The 19219-nt window shown below is 67.8% G+C and carries 17 protein-coding genes, 1 tRNA gene and 1 pseudogene; 13 read left to right on the top strand and 6 right to left on the bottom strand.

The annotated features are described in order from the left end of the window. The first annotated feature begins 10 nt into the window (after positions 1-10). From G531_RS0102120 to G531_RS0102110, 3 genes are all read left to right on the top strand, one after another. Positions 11-451, top strand: coding sequence for a hypothetical protein (locus G531_RS0102120; protein ID WP_026925988.1), 441 nt, complete (start codon positions 11-13; stop codon positions 449-451). Beyond that, on the top strand, positions 451-1470 hold the full coding sequence (locus tag G531_RS0102115; protein ID WP_026925987.1) for a PHP domain-containing protein: 1020 nt from the start codon (positions 451-453) through the stop codon (positions 1468-1470). Before G531_RS0102120 ends, G531_RS0102115 begins: the two co-directional genes overlap by 1 nt. 83 nt (positions 1471-1553) lie before the next feature. After that, a complete protein-coding gene (locus tag G531_RS0102110; RefSeq protein ID WP_026925986.1) occupies positions 1554-2033 on the top strand; it encodes a hypothetical protein in 480 nt (159 codons plus the stop codon). A gap of 110 nt (positions 2034-2143) precedes the next feature. On the opposite strand, the gene aceE is transcribed toward G531_RS0102110, so the two are convergent. Continuing rightward, positions 2144-4915, bottom strand: coding sequence for a pyruvate dehydrogenase (acetyl-transferring), homodimeric type (gene aceE, locus G531_RS0102105; protein WP_026925985.1), 2772 nt, complete (start codon positions 4913-4915; stop codon positions 2144-2146). Between the two features lie 183 nt (positions 4916-5098). Here aceE and G531_RS0102100 point away from each other — a divergent pair, with 183 nt between their 5' ends. From G531_RS0102100 to G531_RS0102090, 3 genes are all read left to right on the top strand, one after another. Next, positions 5099-5521 (top strand): DUF3052 domain-containing protein, encoded by a 423-nt coding sequence (locus G531_RS0102100; RefSeq protein WP_051214918.1) that lies wholly within the window; start codon positions 5099-5101, stop codon positions 5519-5521. 6 nt (positions 5522-5527) lie between these two features. Further along, positions 5528-5989, top strand: coding sequence for a redoxin domain-containing protein (locus G531_RS0102095; protein WP_051214917.1), 462 nt, complete (start codon positions 5528-5530; stop codon positions 5987-5989). A 774-nt stretch (positions 5990-6763) separates the two neighbouring features. Then, positions 6764-6837: transfer RNA gene (locus tag G531_RS0102090), tRNA-Val, on the top strand. Positions 6838-6998: 161 nt separating this feature from the next. Here G531_RS0102090 and G531_RS27050 read toward each other — a convergent pair. The 3 genes and pseudogenes from G531_RS27050 to G531_RS25570 all read right to left on the bottom strand — a co-directional run. Beyond that, positions 6999-7130, bottom strand: a pseudogene (locus G531_RS27050) (tyrosine-type recombinase/integrase); the annotation flags it as partial. Between the two features lie 112 nt (positions 7131-7242). Next, positions 7243-8874 (bottom strand): restriction endonuclease, encoded by a 1632-nt coding sequence (locus G531_RS26370; RefSeq protein WP_211221746.1) that lies wholly within the window; start codon positions 8872-8874, stop codon positions 7243-7245. A gap of 885 nt (positions 8875-9759) precedes the next feature. Further along, positions 9760-10116 carry a hypothetical protein gene (locus G531_RS25570; RefSeq protein WP_145978558.1) on the bottom strand — a complete coding sequence of 119 codons (357 nt, stop codon included), beginning with the start codon at positions 10114-10116 and terminating at the stop codon, positions 9760-9762. A gap of 146 nt (positions 10117-10262) precedes the next feature. On the opposite strand from G531_RS25570, the gene G531_RS0102080 reads away from it, so the two are divergent. Next, positions 10263-10667 (top strand): NUDIX hydrolase, encoded by a 405-nt coding sequence (locus G531_RS0102080; protein ID WP_026925982.1) that lies wholly within the window; start codon positions 10263-10265, stop codon positions 10665-10667. 20 nt (positions 10668-10687) lie between these two features. Here G531_RS0102080 and G531_RS19820 read toward each other — a convergent pair whose 3' ends face one another. Beyond that, positions 10688-11323, bottom strand: coding sequence for a TetR/AcrR family transcriptional regulator (locus tag G531_RS19820; RefSeq protein WP_051214916.1), 636 nt, complete (start codon positions 11321-11323; stop codon positions 10688-10690). 90 nt (positions 11324-11413) lie between these two features. On the opposite strand from G531_RS19820, the gene G531_RS19815 reads away from it, so the two are divergent. Next, positions 11414-11689 (top strand): hypothetical protein, encoded by a 276-nt coding sequence (locus G531_RS19815; protein WP_060929978.1) that lies wholly within the window; start codon positions 11414-11416, stop codon positions 11687-11689. A 48-nt stretch (positions 11690-11737) separates the two neighbouring features. Here G531_RS19815 and G531_RS0102065 read toward each other — a convergent pair whose 3' ends face one another. Continuing rightward, complete coding sequence (locus G531_RS0102065) at positions 11738-13327, bottom strand: TROVE domain-containing protein (protein WP_026925981.1); 1590 nt, start codon at positions 13325-13327, stop codon at positions 11738-11740. A 492-nt stretch (positions 13328-13819) separates the two neighbouring features. Here G531_RS0102065 and G531_RS19810 point away from each other — a divergent pair, with 492 nt between their 5' ends. Genes G531_RS19810 through G531_RS0102040 form a run of 5 tightly spaced genes read left to right on the top strand, consistent with a single transcriptional unit; the run spans position 13820 to position 19074 of the window. Further along, positions 13820-14851: a hypothetical protein gene (locus tag G531_RS19810; RefSeq protein WP_051214915.1), complete on the top strand. Its 1032-nt coding sequence runs from the start codon at positions 13820-13822 to the stop codon at positions 14849-14851. A 29-nt stretch (positions 14852-14880) separates the two neighbouring features. After that, positions 14881-15282 (top strand): cupin domain-containing protein, encoded by a 402-nt coding sequence (locus G531_RS0102055; protein WP_026925980.1) that lies wholly within the window; start codon positions 14881-14883, stop codon positions 15280-15282. Continuing rightward, positions 15279-15707 (top strand): hypothetical protein, encoded by a 429-nt coding sequence (locus G531_RS0102050; RefSeq protein ID WP_026925979.1) that lies wholly within the window; start codon positions 15279-15281, stop codon positions 15705-15707. Before G531_RS0102055 ends, G531_RS0102050 begins: the two co-directional genes overlap by 4 nt. A gap of 16 nt (positions 15708-15723) precedes the next feature. Then, the gene (locus G531_RS0102045) at positions 15724-17550 is read left to right on the top strand and encodes a hypothetical protein (protein ID WP_026925978.1); all 1827 of its coding nucleotides are present in this window, start codon (positions 15724-15726) and stop codon (positions 17548-17550) included. 12 nt (positions 17551-17562) lie between these two features. Then, a complete protein-coding gene (locus G531_RS0102040; RefSeq protein ID WP_026925977.1) occupies positions 17563-19074 on the top strand; it encodes an FAD-dependent monooxygenase in 1512 nt (503 codons plus the stop codon). Positions 19075-19219 lie beyond the last annotated feature (145 nt).

Below are 19219 nucleotides of genomic sequence, written 5' to 3'. Positions count from 1 at the left end.
ATCTGACGCCGTGGACCCGATCAGAATTCAGACCCCGCCCAACACCATCGCCGGCCGCCGCATGATCGTGGCGGCCATGGGGATCGGGAGCGTGGTCCTGATCGTGTGGGCCATCGTGCAACTCACCACCGCACGCACCCCGATGAACATCGGCGCCCTGGTGCTCGGCATCCTGCTGGTGGGTGGGGTGTACGGGATCGCGAAGGATCGGCTGTGCAACGCGTACGTGGACGGGAAGGTGCTGCGCTTCGAGGTGGGCAAGCACACCTATGAGTACACCTGGGACCAGGTGCGGGCGCTGAACGTCGACCGGGCGGCGTCGCTGCGCTCGATCACCCTGGATACCGACACCGGCAGGCACGTCTTCTGGGTGCCCAACGGCGAGGACGACCTGCTCACCCGGCTGCAGCGCCGCGGCCCGAAGGGGCTGCCCCGAACGCTGGAGGGCTGATGGACCCGGTCGCGGCCCTGCGGGAGATCGGCTACTGGCTGGAACGCGCGCGCGCCGACACGCACCGGATCAAGGCGTACCGGCGGGCCGCGGAGACGCTGACCGAGCTGAGCGGGGAGCAGCGGGCCGCGCACGAGCGGGCCGGGGACTGGGGCACCCTGGCCGGGATCGGCCCGAAGACCGCGACGATCATCGGCCAGTCCCTCGCCGGCGACGTGCCGCCCTATCTGGCCGAGCTGCGCGAGGCCGGCGCCGTCCCGCTGGCCACCGGCGGGGAACAGGTACTGGCGGCCCGACGCGGCGAACTGCACATGCATTCCACCTGGTCCGACGGCGGCTCGTCGCTGGAGGAGATGGCGGTCACCGCGGCCGGGCTGGGCCTGGAGTACGCCGCGATCACCGATCACTCCCCGCGGCTCAAGGTCGCCCGGGGCCTGAGCGCCGCACGGCTGCGCGAGCAGGTGGCGTACGTGGACGATCTGAATGCGGCGCTGGGGGACTCGTTCCGGTTGTTGCGCGGGATCGAGGTGGACATCCTCGATGACGGCGCCCTGGACCAGGCCGCGGACCTGCTCGCCGAACTGGAGGTGGTGGTCGCCAGCGTGCACTCCAAGCTGCGGATGGATTCGGAGTCGATGACCCATCGGATGGTCGGGGCGATCGCGAATCCGCGGGTGAACGTGTTGGGGCACTGCACCGGACGGCTGGTGGAGGGGGAGCGGGGCACCCGACCGCAGTCGGTGTTCGACGCGTCGGTGGTCTTCGAGGCCTGCCGGCAGTTCGAGGTGGCCGTCGAGATCAATGCCCGTCCCGAGCGCTGCGACCCGCCCGACGACCTGCTCGAACTCGCGATCGACACCGGCTGCCTGTTCGCGTTGAACACCGACGCCCACGCCCCCGGGCAGCTGGATTTCGCCCAGTACGGCGCCACTCGGGCGCAGCGGCTGGGGCTGGACCCGGACCGGATCATCAACACCTGGCCGGTACAGGAGTTACTGGATTGGTGCCGGGTTTCCTAGGCCCCCACCCGGAAACCGATGGCACTGATTAGTGTGTACCCCATGACCACCGCGAAGACCGGGGCTGGGGGTGTGGGGGACCGATGAAGTTCTTTCGCCAGATCAACAATGGCGTCCCTACTGCCATCAACGACGTTCCCCGCTATGACTCGATCGAGAATCAGCTCAAGCGGCTGCTGAATCTGCTCAACGGGACCAAGCGGTGGGCGTTCTCCCTGTCGCCGGTGCCGTTCGGGCTGGATCTGGCCCATGCGCCCCAGGCCAAGCTGCTCGCCGCGCCCTATCTGCGGGCCGCCGGGACCGCGCACGCGATGACGCTGGAGTACGCGCACTACGAGGACTCCACCCGGGTCCGGGACGCGCTGGGTCGCGCGACCCCGGAGCTGGCCACGCCGACGGTGCCGATCACCTTCTCCCTGCACCGCCACATCGCCTTCGCCGAGGAGGTCTTCACCGCCGAGCAGGCGCTGCCGATCTTCATGCACTTCTTCCGCAAGCAGGCCGTCGTGCCGGCGGAGTATCACCTGCGCCGACTCCCGGCCAAGTCCTCCCAGTTCGCCTGAGCCACCGGCTCGCAACGCCACAGCCCCCGCCGGGATGATCCCGGCGGGGGCTGTCGTACGCGGTGGACCTGTCGAACGCGGCGAACCTGTCGAACGCGGGGCCACCGGCGTCAGGCGCCGGCGCCCTCCTGCTGGATCGAGGCGACCGCAGTCGGATCATCGATCCGGTAGCGGCGGAACGCCTCGCCCGGCGCCTCGCGGCGGTACTTGCCCTCCCGGGCCAGGGCGTCCAGCGTCGCCACGACGATCGACTCGGCATCGACCCGGAAGTAGCGCCGGGCCGCGGCCCGGGTGTCGGCGAAGCCGAACCCGTCGGTGCCCAGCGAGCGCCAGGTGTGCTCCACGTACGGCCGGATCTGGTCCTGGACCGCGCGCTGGTAGTCGCTGACCGCGATCACCGGACCCTCGGCACCGGCGAGCTTCTCGGTGATGTAGGGCACCTTGTTCGGCTCGTCGGGGTGCAGCAGGTTGCGGTCCTCGACCTGCATGGCCTCGCGGGCCAGCTCGTTCCAGGAGGTCACCGACCACACCGAGGCGTCGACGTTCCATTCCTCGAGCAGGATCTGCTGGGCCTTCAGCGCCCACGGGACGCCGACCCCGGACGCGAGCAGCTGCGCCTTGGCGAAGCCGTGATCCTTGCTCGGGGAGACCAGGTGGATGCCCTTGAGGATGCCCTCGATGTCGACGTCGTCGGGCTGTCCCGGTTGCTCGATCGGCTCGTTGTACATGGTGAGGTAGTACATGACGTCCTCACCGAAGGGGTGCTCCTCGTTCAGCCCGTAGCCGTACATCCGGCGCAGGCCGTCGCGGACGATGTGGGCGATCTCGTAGGAGTACGCCGGGTCGTAGTGCACCACCGCGGGGTTGCTGGCCGCCAGCAGCGGCGAATGGCCGTCGGCGTGCTGCAGGCCCTCGCCGGTCAGGGTGGTCCGGCCCGCGGTCGCCCCGCACAGGAAGCCACGGGTGAGTTCATCGGCGGCCGCCCAGATGAAGTCGCCGACGCGCTGGAACCCGAACATCGAGTAGAACATGAACACCGGGATCATCGGCTCGCCATGGGTGGCGTACGCCGTCCCGGCCGCGGTGAACGAACACAGCCCGCCGGCCTCGGAGATGCCCTCGTGGAGCAACTGGCCGGTCTTGGACTCCGACCACTTCAGCAGCAGCTTGCGGTCCACCGACTCGTAGGTCTGCCCGTTCGGGTTGTAGATCTTGTTCGTCGGGAACATCGAGTCCATGCCGAAGGTGCGGTACTCGTCGGGGGCGATCGGGACGATCCGGTGCCCGATCTCGGGGTCGCGCATCAGTTCGCGCAGCAGCCGGACGAAGGCCTGGGTGGTGGCCACCTTCGGCACCTTGTGCCCCTCGGCGGGGCGGGCCAGCAGCGGGGCGTACGGCTTGTCGCCGGGCAGGGTGAGGATCTTCGGTTTGACCCTGCGGATCGGGGCGTAGCCGCCCAGGCTCATCCGGCGCTCGATCATGTACTGGATCACCTCGGAGTCCTTGCCCGGGTGGTAGTACGGCGGGTTGTAGGCGTCCTCGAGGTCCTTGTCCGGGATCGGCAGATGGATCCGGTCGCGGAAGACCTTGAGATCCTCCGAGGTCAGCTTCTTCATCTGGTGGGTGGCGTTCTTGGCCTCCAGCGCATCGATGGTCCAGCCCTTGACCGTCTGGGCCAGGATCACCGTCGGCTGCCCGACATGGTTGGCCGCCGCCTGGAAGGCCGCGTACACCTTGCGGTAGTCGTGCCCACCCCGGGGGAGGTTCGACTCCAGGTCGTGGTCGGTCAGGTGCTCGACCAGCTTCTGCAGCCGCGGATCGTCGAACAGGGTTTTGCGGATGTAGGCCCCGGACTCGGTCGCCAGCGTCTGGAAGGTGCCGTCGGGGGTGGTGTTCAGCTTGTTCAGCAGGACGCCGTCGGTGTCGGCGGCCAACAGCGGATCCCACTGCCGGCCCCACAGCACCTTGATGACGTTCCAGCCGGCGCCGCGGAAGATCGACTCCAGCTCCTGGATGATCTTGCCGTTGCCGCGGACCGGGCCGTCCAACTGCTGCAGGTTGCAGTTGATCACGAAGGTCAGATTGTCCAGGCCCTCGCGGGTGGCGACGTTGATCGCACCGAGCGACTCGGGTTCGCCCATCTCGCCGTCGCCGAGGAACGCCCAAACGTGCTGGTCGGAGGTGTCCTTGATGCCGCGGTTGGCCATGTACCGGTTCATCCGGGCCTGGTAGATCGCGTTCATCGGGCCGATGCCCATCGACACCGTCGGGAACTCCCAGAAGGTCGGCATCGAGCGGGGGTGCGGATAGGAGGACAGGCCGGCGTGCGGGCCCCGGGAATGCTCCTGGCGGAACCCGTCGAGGTCCTGGGCGGACAACCGGCCGAGCAGGTACGAGCGGGCGTAGATGCCGGGGGCCGCGTGCCCCTGGACGAAGATGTGGTCGCCGCCGCCGGGGTGGTCCTTGCCGCGGAAGAAGTGGTTGTAGCCGACCTCGTAGAGGCTGGCCGCCGAGGCGTAGGTGGCGATGTGCCCGCCGACCTCCAGGCCCTTGCGGTTGGCCTTGGACACCATGATCGCGGCGTTCCAGCGGATCGCCCGGCGGATCTTGCGCTCGATCTCCTCATCGCCGGGGAACCAGGGCTCGTCCTCGGGCGCGATGGTGTTGATGTAGTCGCTGGAGCGCAACGAGGGGAGTCCCACCTGCCGCTGCCGCGCCCGGTCCAACAGCTTCAGCATCACGAAGCGGGCCCGGTTCTGACCGCTGCTGTCCAGCAGGCCGTCGAAGGACTCCAGCCATTCCTGGGTCTCCGCAGGATCAATATCGGGCAGTTGGAAGGCCGTGCCCTCAGCAGTGATTGCCGGTCGGTCGCCGTTGGCCATCAAGACTCCTTCACACGTTTTGAGCCCCCATCCTTTCACTTTGCCCCGTGCCCCGATCAGTGGGGGCTCGGGCGTGGTACGGCGCGCCGTCGGATTCCAATCCGGGGGCGTCCCCCCGAACCGGGGCGGAGTCTGGCACGATTTGGTACATATGCCGCCGACAGCGAACCGAACGGAGGAGTCGTGGGAAGCACAGCGGGGCCGAGCAGGGCCAGTGCGGCCGAGAAGCTGGGCCTGTCCAAGGGCAACGTGGTCCAGGAGTTCGGATGGGATGAGGACTGCGACGACGAGTTGCGGTTCGCGATCGAGGATGCGATCGATTCCGAACTCATCGAGGATGCCGTGGAGGCGGTCGATGCGGTGCTGCAATGGTTCCGCGATGACGACGGGGACCTGACCGATGTGTTGGTGGACGCGCTGGCGGATCTTGCCCCCAATGGGCAGATCTGGCTGCTGACGCCGAAGGTCGGTCGCGAGGGCACTGTCGATCCGGCCGACATCTCCGAGGCGGCGCTGACCGCCGGCCTCTCGCTGACCGGGGGTGCGTCGGTCTCCGCGGACTGGACCGCCAACAAGCTCGTCCGACCCAAGGGTGGACGGAAGTAGCGCGCGATGACCCATCCGGAGATCGGTGAGCGGATCGAGCCCTTCGACGCCACCAATCAACTGGGCCAGACCGTGCGCCTGCCCGGCGATTCCTGGTGGCTGCTGGTCTTCTACCCGTACGCCTTCACCGGCATCGGATCCGGGGAACTGCGGGTGCTCAAGGCGTTGCGCCCGCAGTTCGACGCGCTCGGCTGCCGGATTGCGGCGATCTCGTGCGACTCGCCCTTCGCGCTGCGGGTGTTCGCCGACAGCGAGGGGTTCTGGTGGTCGATGATCTCCGACCACTGGCCGCACGGGAAGATCGCCAAGCGGTTCGGGGTGTTCGACGAGAAGCTCGGGATTGCGCAGCGGGCCTCGTTTCTGTTCGATCCGCAGTCGCGGTTGCGGTGGCTGGCGGCGTACGACCCCTCGCGGCCGCGGGACCTGCAGGCGCACCTGGATGCGTTGCGGCGGTTGCGCGCGGAGTAGCAGGCCGGGACTCTCGGGGTGGGACGTTGGGATCGCGCCGCGGGTCCGGGGGCGCGGGCTTCCCGCGATGGGTTCGGCTTCGCGCGATGGGAGCGTCGGTCGGGGTGGTTCCCGCGGTGGCAAGGGTAGTTCCGCGATAGAAGATTCGTCGTGCACCCGTTGCAACACCCCGCGGGAAGCGTTTGGCGTCGCGGCACGCTCAGAGCTGTCGCGGGAAGCCGCGCCCCTGTGGTAGCTATCGCGGGAAGGGGCCGGCCCGGGGGTCGGGGTGGTGGCCATGGTGCCGCCGGGCCTGGTCTCGGTGGGGTGCGAGCGGGTGAGTGTTCCGATCCTGCCGCCAGACAGCGGAATTGGGCGGGTTCAGGTCGATTCGGGGCTGCTGGTGGCAGGATCGGCCCACGTTCGGCTGGGTACCAGGTCTCGCGATGGGTTGGGCTTCGCGCGATGGGTTGGGCTTCCGGCGATGGGTTGGGCTTCCGGCGATGGGAGCGCCGGCCGGGGTGGTTGCTGCGATGGTAGGGGTCGCTCCGCGATAGAAGATTCGTGGCGCACCCGTTGCAACACACCGCGGGAAGCGTTTGGCGTCGCGGCACTCGCGGAAGGATCGCGGGAAGGCCCTGCGCTGCACGATCCGTCGCGGGAAGGCCCCGTCGGGACGGAAGCGTCGCCCGAAGCAGTCCGTCCGGGAGTGGTCGCGGGTCTGGCGGCCGATCGCCGACCGTACGCGGGCGAAATCGGTAGCTCGGACAAAGTGCTGCTAGTGTTTACCGCTGCGGGCGCATAGCTCAGTTGGTTAGAGCACCTGCCTTACAAGCAGGGAGTCGGGGGTTCGAGTCCCTCTGCGCCCACCCCGTCTGACTAGGCGAAACGTTTTTGGCCTTCCTGGTCGGTTTCGCCAGGAGGCCCCTTTGCCTGACGAAACACTTCCGGCGCTGGTGCCCAAATGTGGGAAGACCAGGTCCATCGCGCCCGCGCCGGCCTGGAGTACCGGGCGCAGTTCGTGGCGATAGACCAGTTCGGTGACAGCTGTTCCGGCGTGCCCCATCAGCCGCGAGATCTCTTCGATGGGTACGCCGCTCTGCGACAGGATCGAGACGAACGAATGCCGCAGGTCTCTCGGCGTCCAGTCCTCCGGATCCACGCCGGGGTTACACACCTTGGCCGGGACAAGCGGGAATCGTCAAGTTGGGGTCGCAGAATAAGTGGAACTCTCGGCATGAATATTCCAACGACCTGAAGCGAATGCTGGCTGATTAATCACTGATTGCCGATGCTGACCGTAGACCAAATTGGACCACGAGATGCGGTTTCTGGGACAGAAGCGTACTCAGTCGGGCCTCGGGCCACATGTCGATCCTTGGCCTTCCTCCGTCATGGTTGTGCTTCTCGATCCACGCAACTGCGTCTGGCGAGAAATGACCACTGGTTGCTACGATGTAGACGTCTATTGGTGGCGGCTCCCAAAGACGGATCCTTGTCAGGCCACTGTGAATCTCTTCGGGTGGGACGGATTTCGATCGCCAGTGCTTGTCCTGCACGATGACTCGGTCAGTTCTAGTGCCCCCGGCACCGTCATCGTAGGCGTACTCCGCCGATAGATCGCGCCCACGGTCCGCGGCCCTCGTCTTCATAAGTAGCTGAACGTTCTGATACCCCGGCAGGCCTAGTAGCAATTCGTAGAGAAGTCGTTCGAATCCGGTGTCGTCGAGCAGATCCCAATTGAGCGCTGTGGAAGCAGGTCCTTTGGGCTTGCTCGCGGCCAAGTGTGCCAAATCGACCCCTGGAGGGATAGGCAGCGGATCAACCTCGGAAAAGCATGCAGCTTCAATGTCTACCTTGACGCTTGGCCAATCCAATTCGTGGATGTCGTGCCAATCGTGTCCTTCGCTGAAGCGAATATGGCGGTGCAGGTGTCCCCAGCGACCGACTCTGGCAGCCGTGTCGCCCATAAGCCGCTCAATTTCAGTGATCGAACGAGTTATCTCTTCGATACGGGAATCATTTACCGGGGTCGAATCATCAGGCGCCCCATCAAGAATTTGGGGAAGTAGCGTGTCAACTATTCCCACAAGATCCTGAAGACGATCTCGGATCACCACTCTGCGTGCCTTCGCGAGCCTAAAACGATACTCGTCGAGATCCTTCTGCGGTCCCTGGGCGATATGCTCAAATACGGAATACGCTGGTTGGTCTTCCTCGGCGTCGGCCGAGTAGAGAATTCTCATCTCATCCATTGATGGAGGAGTCTGCGTTATGGTCCATCCTTCAATCGGAGGCAAGCCAGAGATCAACGTGCCCCATGCCCGCATCAGGTCATCATACTCGGGATCGGAGCCCCGAGCGGGCGCCGTCGGCAGCATACGTGACGCGCGCTCCCACACCTTCTGGAGCCGGTCGAGGTTGGCTGAGGCTGCGTCCATAACCGCTAGCACGCCATCTAGGTCCACTGGGAAGGTGGAGGCCAAATGATCCTGTTCCGGTGCATACAGTTCTCCGTGAAGAAGTGGCTCGTGCTCTGCCAGCCACTGTGGGAGATTCAGCATTTCCTCCAGGACGGGTAGTTGCGTTGGTGTCACAACGGACCCGTTGAACGGAATGAAATTAGTCTTCAGGCCGAGCAACGAGCCAACAAAGTCACGAACGGCTGCGTCATACTCGTCATCTTGCCACTCCATTCGATCAACAATGACATCAAGAAACGTCTCGTCCGTGTGGACGGATTTGATCAGTTGATCCGTGCCTGTTGCTTGGGCGATATCGCGCCACTTCGAGGTACTATCCATCTGTGCGCGAAGCGCTTTTGTGACCGCCAGTTTTAGGCGGTACAGGCTTGCGTCTGACCGCAACGCGCTACCAGCAGGCACCTTCAGGACAGGCTCGCTCATGGACGTGGAGTCTAACTGCCTCCGCATCGAGTAGGTGCTGACCACTCCGGGCTTGTACGTCGATTCCGGGGGTCCCCAGGCTAGGTCGACCCCCGGAGCACGCCTAGGCGGGCAGCTGGGACTTCTGACCCGCGATAATCACGGACGCATAGTCAAAGCCGCAGGACCGATGCTGGCGCGAAACCTGTCAAGCCGATCGTGATGCGAGAGCGTCTCAAGCTGGTGTCGACACAGGACAGGTTGTGCCAGGTCGATTGGGTGAGCAGTTTCCTCGCGTGGCTCGAGGCGCCTTCGGCGCCGCTGCCCTGGCGCCGGCGGCCGGCCGCACCCCGGGGCCCCGGCTCGCTGGCGCTCGCCACCCCGGGGACCCCGCGACCTCACCACCGGCCCAGGGCAGCAAGAAGGGGACGCAACCGGCTGTGGTTACGTCCCCAGAACTTCTCACCAACGGACCGTCGCCCCGCTACCCGACGATCTTGCTACCCCGTACCGCGTCAAGGGCGCTTCGCGTCCTTCGGATCTTCGACCCTTGACCCGGCACGACTCCGCAAGACAAACGGGCAGCTATCGGGGCGGCGGCCCTCCCCTGGGCAGTGCACCGAAAGGCCCTGACGGGACGGCCTTTGAAACCGTGTCGTCAGGCAGTTCGTCAGGCAGCCGAGTGAGGTCAGGCAGGTGCCCACCCGCAAAAGGCTGGCCAAACGCGACTCAGGGGTCACTTACAAGCAAGGAGTCGGGGGTTCGAGTCCCTCTGCGCCCACCCAGCCCGACCAGGCAAAACGCTCCTGGCCCTGCCGCCGGCCGTCCCGGCGTGCCGCCACCGCCGCGAGACCTGTCGCTTGGTACCCCGCTGTGCCAGCCCATTCCTCGCACACGCCGTCCACCCTATTTCTCAGTACGGCGCGCTCGGCGATGCGGGGGATCCAGAGCGTCCAGCGTTCCGGTAGGCATTTGCATATCGAGAACCGGCTCGCTGGTGGGTGGTTTGGGCCAAAGAACGAACGTGTCCCAGTACACGATGTAGGACCCGGACAGTTCGCGCGCCACTTCCCGGGCAAGGACCCACGCGTCGAGGTAGCTTCGACGCCGAATCTCGGGGTCGCTTTCCAGTTCGTTGTAGGAGCCCCGTTTTGCTCTTATTTTCGCTCGGAGCATTTCGGTCAGCGGTAAATCACTGGGCTCCACGTACCAGGACTCTCTACCATCACGGTCATAGATCCTCAGATCGAAGGCCTCAGACATATGGACTTCCCTGGCGTTATCTCGTGACATGCGTTCCACTTCCAAGATTTGAACAGCGATATGCGCGAGCCGGAATCGCACCCTACCCCAGCCAATTGGGCTCCTACCTGGCTGCGAGCGAGCACGCCACCTACTACGGTGGAGCCATGCGCCCCATCCTTGCGGCCAGTACCGTCATCACCGACCACCGGGGTCGCGTGTTGCTCGTACGCCGGGGCCGCGAGCCGGGCAAAGGGCTCTGGTCAGTGCCGGGCGGCAAGGCCGAACCCGGTGAGACTGCGGCCGAGGCAGCCGGCCGGGAAACCCTGGAGGAGACCGGACTGCGGGTCCGGGTGGGCGCGCAGTTGTGGGTGGTCGAGATCCCGACCGGCGACGGTGGAGTCTACGAAGTCCACGACTTCGCCGCCGAAGTGCTCGGCGGCGACCTCCGCGCCGGCGACGACGCCGATGACGCGCGCTGGGTCACCCCCGAGGAGCTCGAGACGCTCCCGCTGACCGACGGTCTGGCCGGCTACCTGCGTCGAGCCGGGATCATCCCCGCCGCGACCTGAGCTCCGGCAGGAGGGTTCTTTCAACCATTCAACAGTTCCCGCGCCAGGACCGCACCGAGCCAGACAGTGAAGCGCGAAATGTCCCAGCCGGCGTCCCGCACCAGCGAGTTATACGTTCCGGCGCTTCCGTACATCAGCATCAGATCCAGAGCCTCGGCCATATCCAGCCCCGGCCGGAGCCAGCCACGCTGCTCCACCACGGCCAGGATCTCGGCATACCCACGTCGGCGAAGTTCCTCGTTGAACTCCCACACCTGGTTGGCCTCCGGCTCGTGCCGGGCTGCCCGGACAACGTCGGCGAGCCCCGCAATCCGCGCCTGAATCGCGGTGTTCCCCTCCGCAAAATGCCGAAAGAACTCTTCCCCCGTCGGTGCGGCCAGCATTGCGGAATAGAAGGGCTGCTCTTGCGGAGGCCGCGGATCGTCCTGGCCCTTCACGGCGTCGACATAGCAGGCCTGAAGCAACTCGGGTTTGGAGTGAAACACGAAGTACACCGTCTGCACCGCAAAACCGGATTCACGTGCGACGTCGGCCATTCGGGTGCCGGCGTACCCGCGTTCGCAGAACAGGCGGTGGGCCGCCGCCGCGATGGTACGCCGAGTTTGGGCGGCCTTGTCGCGCCGACTCAATGAGCCGGAATTCCCCTCATCGGACATCTTGACGCACCTCTTTCCACAGTCGCAGAATGATGGTAACGCTCACTAGAGACAATCTCTAGTGAGTCTCTCCAGAATCAGGTGAGTCCCATGGCAGTTGTGCTGGTTTCGTACGTCCCTTCCCGGACGGTTTACGACTCGGTGCCGGTCAGTCTGGATCCCCGGCCTGCCGGTTTGATCGTCCATGCCGCCGGCGAAATGCCCGACGGCCGGATCCAGATCGTTGATGTGTGGGAGAGCAGTGAGGATGCCCGGTCCTTCGAGGCCGGCCCGCTGCAGGCAGGCTTCGCCGAAGTCGGCATGGCACATCTCATCACCGACGCTGATCGCCCGCAGTTCATCGAGACCTTCGATCTCGTTCGCTGAGCCCGTAGTGCCCTCCCGCCGCGAGGGCGGGAGGGCACCCGGACAGCGTCACAGGCCGCGGGAGAACGACGAGATCAGCGACGGTACGCCGGCATCGAAGCCCGCCACATCCAGCATTCCCGGATCATCCGGATCGGCGATCGAGCACTGCGTCGCGGTCATTCCGACCACGATCATCCGCGCATCGATGCCCATCTTCTCCCGGTACTCCCGCAGCGCCTGGTGCGGATGCGTACGCCCGGCCCACGTCTCGTTGTCGGTGTAGACCACGAACGTGTCCACCGGGGTCCGCGACGCCAGCGCCTCCTGGACGGGGAGGGCACAGTCGGTCGCCCCGAACGGCAGGTCCGACACCGCCCGGACCGCATCCGCCAGCCGCTGCCGCGGGCTGATCGTCAAGCGCTGCAGTCCGGACTCCCGAAACGAGCCCTGGGCGGTGAACCCGACCACGTCGCACTGCGGCTCGGTCGCCACCTGGACCAGGGCCAGCGCCGCCGAGGCCTCCCGGCACGACAGCGGCAGACCGGAGACCTGCTGCGTCATCGAACCCGACACGTCCAGCGCCAGCATCGTCCGCTTCCCGGCCGGCTCGACCGCCCCGAACGCGGCATAGAACGCCGCATCCAGCGCGTCCACGATCTGCCGGGTCGGCCGCCAGGTGGACTCCCCGCGCAGCGAGGCCCCCGAGGCGTACGTCCGCTGGGCGATCAGCACATTCACCGGGTGGACCCGCGCCGACCGCAACCGGTCGGAATCGGCCAACCGGGCCGCGACCTCCGCGGTCCGCCCGCCGAGCGCGGGCAGCAGACCCAACCGGGTCAACCGCGGCAGTTGACGCAGCAACGCCGTCTGCGGCATCCCACGATCGAGCAACGCCTCCCACACCGCCGGATCAGCCAGCGCAGAGTCCGGCAGCATCTCCCACGACAGACCCGACTCACCGACGAGGGCGGGCACATCCGCACCCGGCTCCTGGGTCCGAACGAACGCCCCGATCAGGGCCGGAGTGTCCGCCCCGACCGTCTCGTGGCAGATCCAGTCGAACACCGCCCGCGTGGCCGGGGAAACCGCCTGCGGGTGACTCAGGCGGAGCAGATCGCGGTGCGACCAGCCCTCGCGCTGCCGGTACTTCGCCGCCTGGTACGCCAACGCGGCGGCGTCCCGCTCGGTGTACCACGCGGCCACCGCGCGACGCAGCCCACGGCCCCAGCCACGGAACTGCTCGATGTAGCGCGCGAACAGGAACAGGTGGGTTCCGGTCCGGCACACCCGCGGCAGCACCGACAGGGCGTACGCCCGCGCGTCGGCATCACCATGGGCGGCGGCCACCGCCAGCGCGAAGATCGCCGGATTCTGCCGCGGCGCCAGGCCACCCTCGGAGACCTCGACGATCTGGTCCACCAGGGTCCGGTGATCGGTCTCGGCGAGACGGAACAGCACCGCCGCGTTGTCGCGGGTCAGTTCCACATCACGGGTGTAGTAGGTGCCACCCTCCGAACCGAGCGTCAGGAACCGGCGCAGCCGGGCCGCATCATCGACGCGGAAGGTGTACCCACCCGCGGCGTTACGGACCTGCTTGGGCGAGGCCGGCAGCAGCTGAGGGGTCTGCCGAAGGTTGAAAAGGGTGTAGCTGTCCACGTCGGTTCCTCTCTGTGCTCGGGGGGCCGAAGGCGGGTGCGAACGTGTGTGCTGCGACCGAAAGTTGGCAGAGTTAACCGATCGCATCCGGCTCGCACCCGCCCGCGGTGAGGGCGCAGCCAGCGGGGCGGTCATGTAGTGACGACCGGCAGTAGTGCTCTGCCATGAGCTACCGACGGTGACCGCCGACCCGGAATCGAACCGGGAACCTCTCCATCAAATTGGTAACCGACCGTCTCCGGCCCGCCCCTGTGCTGCATGGTGCTGGGGTCAACTCTAGGCGACCGAGTGGTTCGGCCGCAGGGAATATTCGACCCGCCGGGCGCCGGCTGATCGCACTGGCCGAATCTTTCCGGCCGGTTTAGAATCGACAACAGGCAGGTCTGCAGTCGCGAAGATCGCCATGTTTGCCAAGGCGCCGATCGGCGCCAGATTCTGCTGTCCGGTCGCCCGGGCGGCGAGGTCCTGGATCACCGTCGTCCCGGAGGAACCGTGGCGAATTCCAAGGCAACAGACATTCAGCGGGCGACCCCGACCCGCCGCCGGCAGGGCCGACTGCGATTGATCGTCGGCTACCTCGCCATCGCCGCGATCCTGCCCTACTTCCTGGTCAAGCTCGCCTGGGTCGCCGGGTCGAGCGTGGGCATCAACGCAACCTCGGCGGTGGACCAGTCGGTGGTGCGGGGCGGCAACCTGATCACGATGGCGATGGAGGTGATCGCAGCCTTCATCATCCTGGCGTTCACCCACTCCTGGGGCCTGCGGGCCCCGGCCTGGCTGGTTCTTGCGCCGGCCTGGGTGGGAACCGGTCTGCTGGCGCCCTTCGTGATCACCGGGCCGGTAGTGGCCGGGTCGGTGGCCAGTGGGACCTCCTCTGTCGGCGACGGGTCCCTCGCGGCCTGGGTCGGCCCCCTGGTCTACCTCGGCTTCGGCGCACAGGCCGTGGGCATCGGCCTCTCCTTCATTCTGTACGTCCGGGCGCGCTGGCCCGGGGTACTGAGCGGTCGGCTCGCCGATCATCCGGTAGGCCCGTACCAGCCGGCGTACGTGTTCCTGCTGGGGGTGATTCTGGTCCTGCTGACCGTGGTGTTCGCGGCCCGACTGCCCTGGGCGTTGGGTTCGACCGCGGGGCTGTCGGAACACCTGGTGCGCAGTCGGGGGATCGCCGATCAGGTGGCCGACGCGGGTACTGCCCTGTTCGTGGTGGCAGCCGCGGTCGGCATGGTGTTGCTGGTGCAACGTCGACGGCAGGTGCGTACCTGGATCCCGCTTGCCCTCGCCTGGATCGGCGGGGGCGCGGTGTTCGGCACCGGCCTGTACCCCTTGGTGCTGCTGCTGGTCGCGGTGGCCGGGCTGGGCGGTGACCTCGACCGCGGGCTGGTCCCGTTCATCGACCTCACCCAGACCATCGTCGGCACCGTGATCGCGGTCACCGGGATCTTCCTGATCCTCGAGCTGACCCTGCCGAAGGTCCCCACCGGCCGCAGTCACACCGTGACGCCGGATCTCACGCCTTCAGGGTGAGCATCTGCTCATCCATCAAGGAGGAAATCATGCCCAGTGCAGCCCGCTCGACCACCCCGGTCGGGATTGACCTGCCCATCATCGAGGGCCGGTACGCCGAACTCGCCGATTACACCGTCGCCTTCGAGACCTACCCCGAGGACGTGAACCCCGCGCCCTATTTCGTCGGTTTGCCCGGCGACGCGTGCGTCTGCGAACACCTCGGTTACGTCACCGCCGGACAGATCACGTTCCGGTGGCCCGACCATGCGGAGACCTACGTGGCCGGCGATGCCTATGTGGCCCCGCCGGGACACCTTCCGTTGATCGCGGCCGGCACCTCGATCGTGGAGTTCAGCCGCACCGCCGACCTGCAGCAGGTGATGGCGGTCATCGGTGGACACCTCGAGGAGCCGGACCCGGACGTCGCCGAAACCGGGGCTCGGTCATGACCGGTGTCGAGTCCCCGACGGACACGACGGCCCGAGTCGGTGAACTCGCCGACGCCCTGATCGGCTGGTTCGAGACCGGGGCGCGTACCCCGGGCCTGTTCAGCGCCGAGGTGCTGACCGACCTCACCGTCCCGCAGTGGCGGTTGCAGACCACCGGCGAGGAGGGCACCTACCGGCTGCGCGAGCGGCATCATCCATACCCGGGCACGGTCCGGGTGGAGCGACTCGAGAGCACCGAGCACGGTCTGCTGCTCCAGTTCGAGGAGCGCTGGACCGACGGTGGCCAGCACTGGTACTGCCGGGAACTGCTGTACGCGAGGATCACCGGGGGAGCGATCAGCGAACTCGTCGTCTATTGCACCGGTGACTGGGACGAGGTCCAGCAGCAACGCCACGCCCGGGAGGTGACCCTGGTGAAGCCGTGAGCGGTACTGTCGAGGCATGAACGGCGAGCCGTCGGCGGAGTCGCTGCTGGCCCGCGCGGAGCAGGCCTGGACCGGTGGCGACGGCGCCGCGGCCCACCTTCTCTACGAGCAGGCGTACGCCGCGGCCGAAGCTGCCGCGGACCTGCCGCTGCGCGCCCGGGCCGTGCTCGGCCTGGCTCGGGGCCAGGAGTACAACCTGGTCCCCGGGACGCTCCCGGTCCGACTGCACGCGGTCTATCAGTCGGTTCAGGAGCCGGCGCTGCGGGCCCGCCTGGCCGCGGCCCTCGGTCGCTGCTGGGCGTACGCCAACGAACCGCGGCGGGCCGGCCCGTTCGCGCTGGAGGCCCTGGACCTGGCGGCCCGGACCGATGATCCGACACTGGTGGCCGACGCCCTCGACGCTGCCCTCGCCTCGCACTGGGGCCCGGACGATCTGGCCCGACGGCGCGACTGGGCGGTCCGGCTCGGCGACACCGCTGCGCACCTGCCCGATCCCGACGCCCGGCTCCAGGCCCAGTTGTGGGCGCTGTCGGTGGCCTGGGAGGTGTTGGACCTGCCCGCCATGCATCGCGCGCTCGGCGCAATCGAAGGGCTGGCTGCGGAGTCGGTGCGGGCGGAGTTCTTTGCCGCCAGTCGTCGGCTGCCGGTGGAACTGCTGCGCGGGCGCCCCGACCGCGCACCCGACCTGATCCGACGGGCCACCGCCGCGGCGGCAGCGGTGGCAATCCCGGACAGCTTCGCGGTGCTGCATTCGATGGCCGGCTATGCCGCCCTCTTCGGCGATGACCCGGCCGGCTGTGCCGCCCGGGCGCCGGAGTTCGAGGCGTACGCCATCGAGTTCGGCGTGGCGGTGGTGCAGGCGGAGGCGGCGCTGATCTGGCTCGGCGCCGGACGACCGGACAAGGTCGCGGAGATGATCGGCCCCTTCAGCGCCGAGGTACTCGCCGGGCTGCCCCGGGACTCGGACTGGCTGCTGACCCTGCAGTGTCTGCTCGAGGGCGCCCTGTTCGTCGGTGATCGTCCGGTGGTCGAGGCAGTCGTGGCGCTGCTGGGGCCCTACGCCGGCCGGTCGGTGGTCAACGCCGGAGCCGTGATGTGGCACGGCGTGACCGATGACACCCTGGCCCGGGCCCACGCCCTGCTCGGCGACCCGGCAGCGGCGCAGCGGCATCGAGCGGCGGCCCTGGCGACCTATCGGCGGATCGGGGCGACGTGGTGGCGGGACCGCCTCCTCCGCCAGCTCCCGGCCGAGACGGGGGAGAGTGTTGCCGGCGGCGATTCGCGGGTGACCACAGTTCATTTGCACCAACAGCCCGGGGGACTGTGGCTGGTCGGGCGGGAGGGCGCGACCTTCGTGCTGCCGGCAATGCGCGGGCTCACCCACCTGCACACGCTGCTCGAACACCCCGAGGCCGACGTGCCCGCCCAGACCCTCGCCGGCGCCCTGGTGGAGCAGGGCGACCTGGAAGTGCTCGATGAGGAGAGCCGACACTTCCTGCAATCGCGGCTGGCCCGGCTCGAGACCGAACCGGACCTCGCTGAGCGGGAAGATCTGCGGGAGGAGCGCGAGGCGATCCTGACCTATCTGGGCCACGGCACCGGCCTCGGCGGCCGACGCCGGGTCACCGGATCGGCCGCCGAACGGGCCCGGGTTGCGGTCCGCAAGGCCGTGGTCGCCGCACTCGCCCGGATTGCCGACACTGACCCCTGGCTGGCCCGACACCTGCGCGACCACGTGCACACCGGCTTCGGCTGCAGCTACCGAGCCGATCCGGATCATCCCGTGCGCTGGATTCTTACCTCGGCGCCCGGTCCACTCCCGGAGCACGCGGAGACTCGGTGAGACCATGGAACGGTGAGTGAGCCGACAACGCGCACCGACGTTCTAGTGGTCGGTGCCGGTCCCAGCGGCCTGATGGCCGCGGTGTGTCTGGCCCGGCTGGGGGTCGAGGTGACGGTGGTCGACGCCAAGTCCGGGCCCACCCGGGAGTCGCGCGCCCTGGCCCTGCAGGCCCGCTCGATGGAGATCTACGACCAACTCGGGCTCGTCGATCGGGTCCTTGCCGAAGCTGATCGGGCCCCGCGCATCGTCACCGGGTACCGCGCGCGGACCTTCGCGCCGATCAGCTTCGACCGCTTCGGCCGCACCCTCACCCCGTATCCGGGGATCTACATCCTGGAGCAGTCCCGCAACGAGCGCATCCTCAGCGACGCCTATCTCGCCGGCGGCGGCGACCTGCGCTGGCAGCACCGAGTGACCGACCTGCGGACCGACGGGCCGCAGCCACGACCGGTCCGGGCCACTCTCGAATCCCCGCAGGGCACCAGCAGCATCGAGGCCCGGTGGTGCATCGCCGCGGACGGGGCCTCCTCGTGGATCCGCGAGCACCTCGGCCTCGCCTTCGAGGGATCGACCAACCCCCTGCGGTTCTACGTCGTCGACGCGGTGGGCACCACCGGCCTGGTCGAGGGGAGTGTGAACCTGCGGGTCAGCCCGAGCCGGTTCCTGCTCGCCTTCCCGATGGGAGCGCCGGGACATCACCGACTGATCGGGGTGGCCGCCGACGACCCCGATGACCGGCGCCTCGAAGCCACCGTCCGCGCCGGCCTGGCCGCCGACTTCGCCGTGGCGTACGACCGATCGGACTGGTTCTCCAGCTACCGGGTCCATCACCGGCTGGCCGACCGGTTCCGCGAGGGCCCGGTGTTCCTGATCGGCGACGCAGCCCACGTGCATTCCCCGGTCGGGGGCCAGGGGATGAACACCGGACTCCAGGATGCCCACAACCTCGCCTGCAAGCTGGCCGATGTCCGCGCCGGTCGCGCCGACCCGGCCTTACTCGACCGCTACGAGGCCGAACGCCGACCGGTGGCGCAGCGGCTGGTGGGCACCACCGACGAGGTGTTCGCCCGGGTCACCTCCGCGAGCCGGATCGCCGGGTTCGTCCGCGGCCGGGTCGTCCCCTGGCTGGGCCCGGCAGCCGTACGCCTGGTCCCGGCACTGATCGGCACCGGGCGGATCTACGGCTACCTCGGCCAACTGCGGATCCACTACTGGAGCGACCCGGGGGAGCGGGCCCGGCGGCAGGGCCATCGCGACCCGGTGGTGGGGCGCCGGCTGCCCTGGTCGGGGGACAACTTCGCCGCGCTGCAGTCGATGAGCTGGCAGGTGCACGGCTACGGCGTCCCGGCTCCCGCCCTCGACCGGGTCGCGCGCAGTCTCGGCCTGGAGCGGCATCGCTTTCCGCCCGACCGCTACCGCCGACTCTCACCCGACCTGCTGTACCTGGTCCGCCCGGACGGATTCGTCGCCGCCGCGGCGGCACCCGATCGGGCCGCCGACGAATTCGCCGCCCGGCTCGGGTAGCGCCGCCGGCACGTAGCGGCCGTCCCGATGAGGTGGCGGCTGTTCGGTGAGCCCCCTCTTGGGTGAGCCACGCGGTACCTCGGATCCGCCGGACTGCAGCAGCGCCTGCTTCTACACCCGCCCGCAGTTGGTTCTCGACCAAATC

It is taken from the genome of Granulicoccus phenolivorans DSM 17626 = NBRC 107789 = JCM 15570 (assembly GCF_000423085.1).
GTDB lineage: Bacteria > Actinomycetota > Actinomycetes > Propionibacteriales > Propionibacteriaceae > Granulicoccus > Granulicoccus phenolivorans.
Note: the sequence above shows the minus strand (reverse complement) of the source record. Positions and strands in the feature narration are given on the sequence as shown.

Bases quoted from the DNA above. Each gene is read 5' to 3' on its own strand.
- G531_RS0102055 (WP_026925980.1), top strand. From the start codon at position 14,881: ATGCCCAGTGCAGCCCGCTCGACCACCCCGGTCGGGATTGACCTGCCC.
- G531_RS0102050 (WP_026925979.1), top strand. From the start codon at position 15,279: ATGACCGGTGTCGAGTCCCCGACGGACACGACGGCCCGAGTCGGTGAA.
- G531_RS0102045 (WP_026925978.1), top strand. From the start codon at position 15,724: ATGAACGGCGAGCCGTCGGCGGAGTCGCTGCTGGCCCGCGCGGAGCAG.
- G531_RS25570 (WP_145978558.1), bottom strand. From the start codon at position 10,116: ATGTCTGAGGCCTTCGATCTGAGGATCTATGACCGTGATGGTAGAGAG.
- G531_RS26370 (WP_211221746.1), bottom strand. From the start codon at position 8,874: ATGAGCGAGCCTGTCCTGAAGGTGCCTGCTGGTAGCGCGTTGCGGTCA.
- G531_RS0102110 (WP_026925986.1), top strand. From the start codon at position 1,554: ATGAAGTTCTTTCGCCAGATCAACAATGGCGTCCCTACTGCCATCAAC.
- G531_RS19820 (WP_051214916.1), bottom strand. From the start codon at position 11,323: ATGTCCGATGAGGGGAATTCCGGCTCATTGAGTCGGCGCGACAAGGCC.
- aceE (WP_026925985.1), bottom strand. From the start codon at position 4,915: ATGGCCAACGGCGACCGACCGGCAATCACTGCTGAGGGCACGGCCTTC.
- G531_RS19815 (WP_060929978.1), top strand. From the start codon at position 11,414: ATGGCAGTTGTGCTGGTTTCGTACGTCCCTTCCCGGACGGTTTACGAC.
- G531_RS0102080 (WP_026925982.1), top strand. From the start codon at position 10,263: ATGCGCCCCATCCTTGCGGCCAGTACCGTCATCACCGACCACCGGGGT.
- G531_RS0102095 (WP_051214917.1), top strand. From the start codon at position 5,528: ATGACCCATCCGGAGATCGGTGAGCGGATCGAGCCCTTCGACGCCACC.
- G531_RS0102115 (WP_026925987.1), top strand. From the start codon at position 451: ATGGACCCGGTCGCGGCCCTGCGGGAGATCGGCTACTGGCTGGAACGC.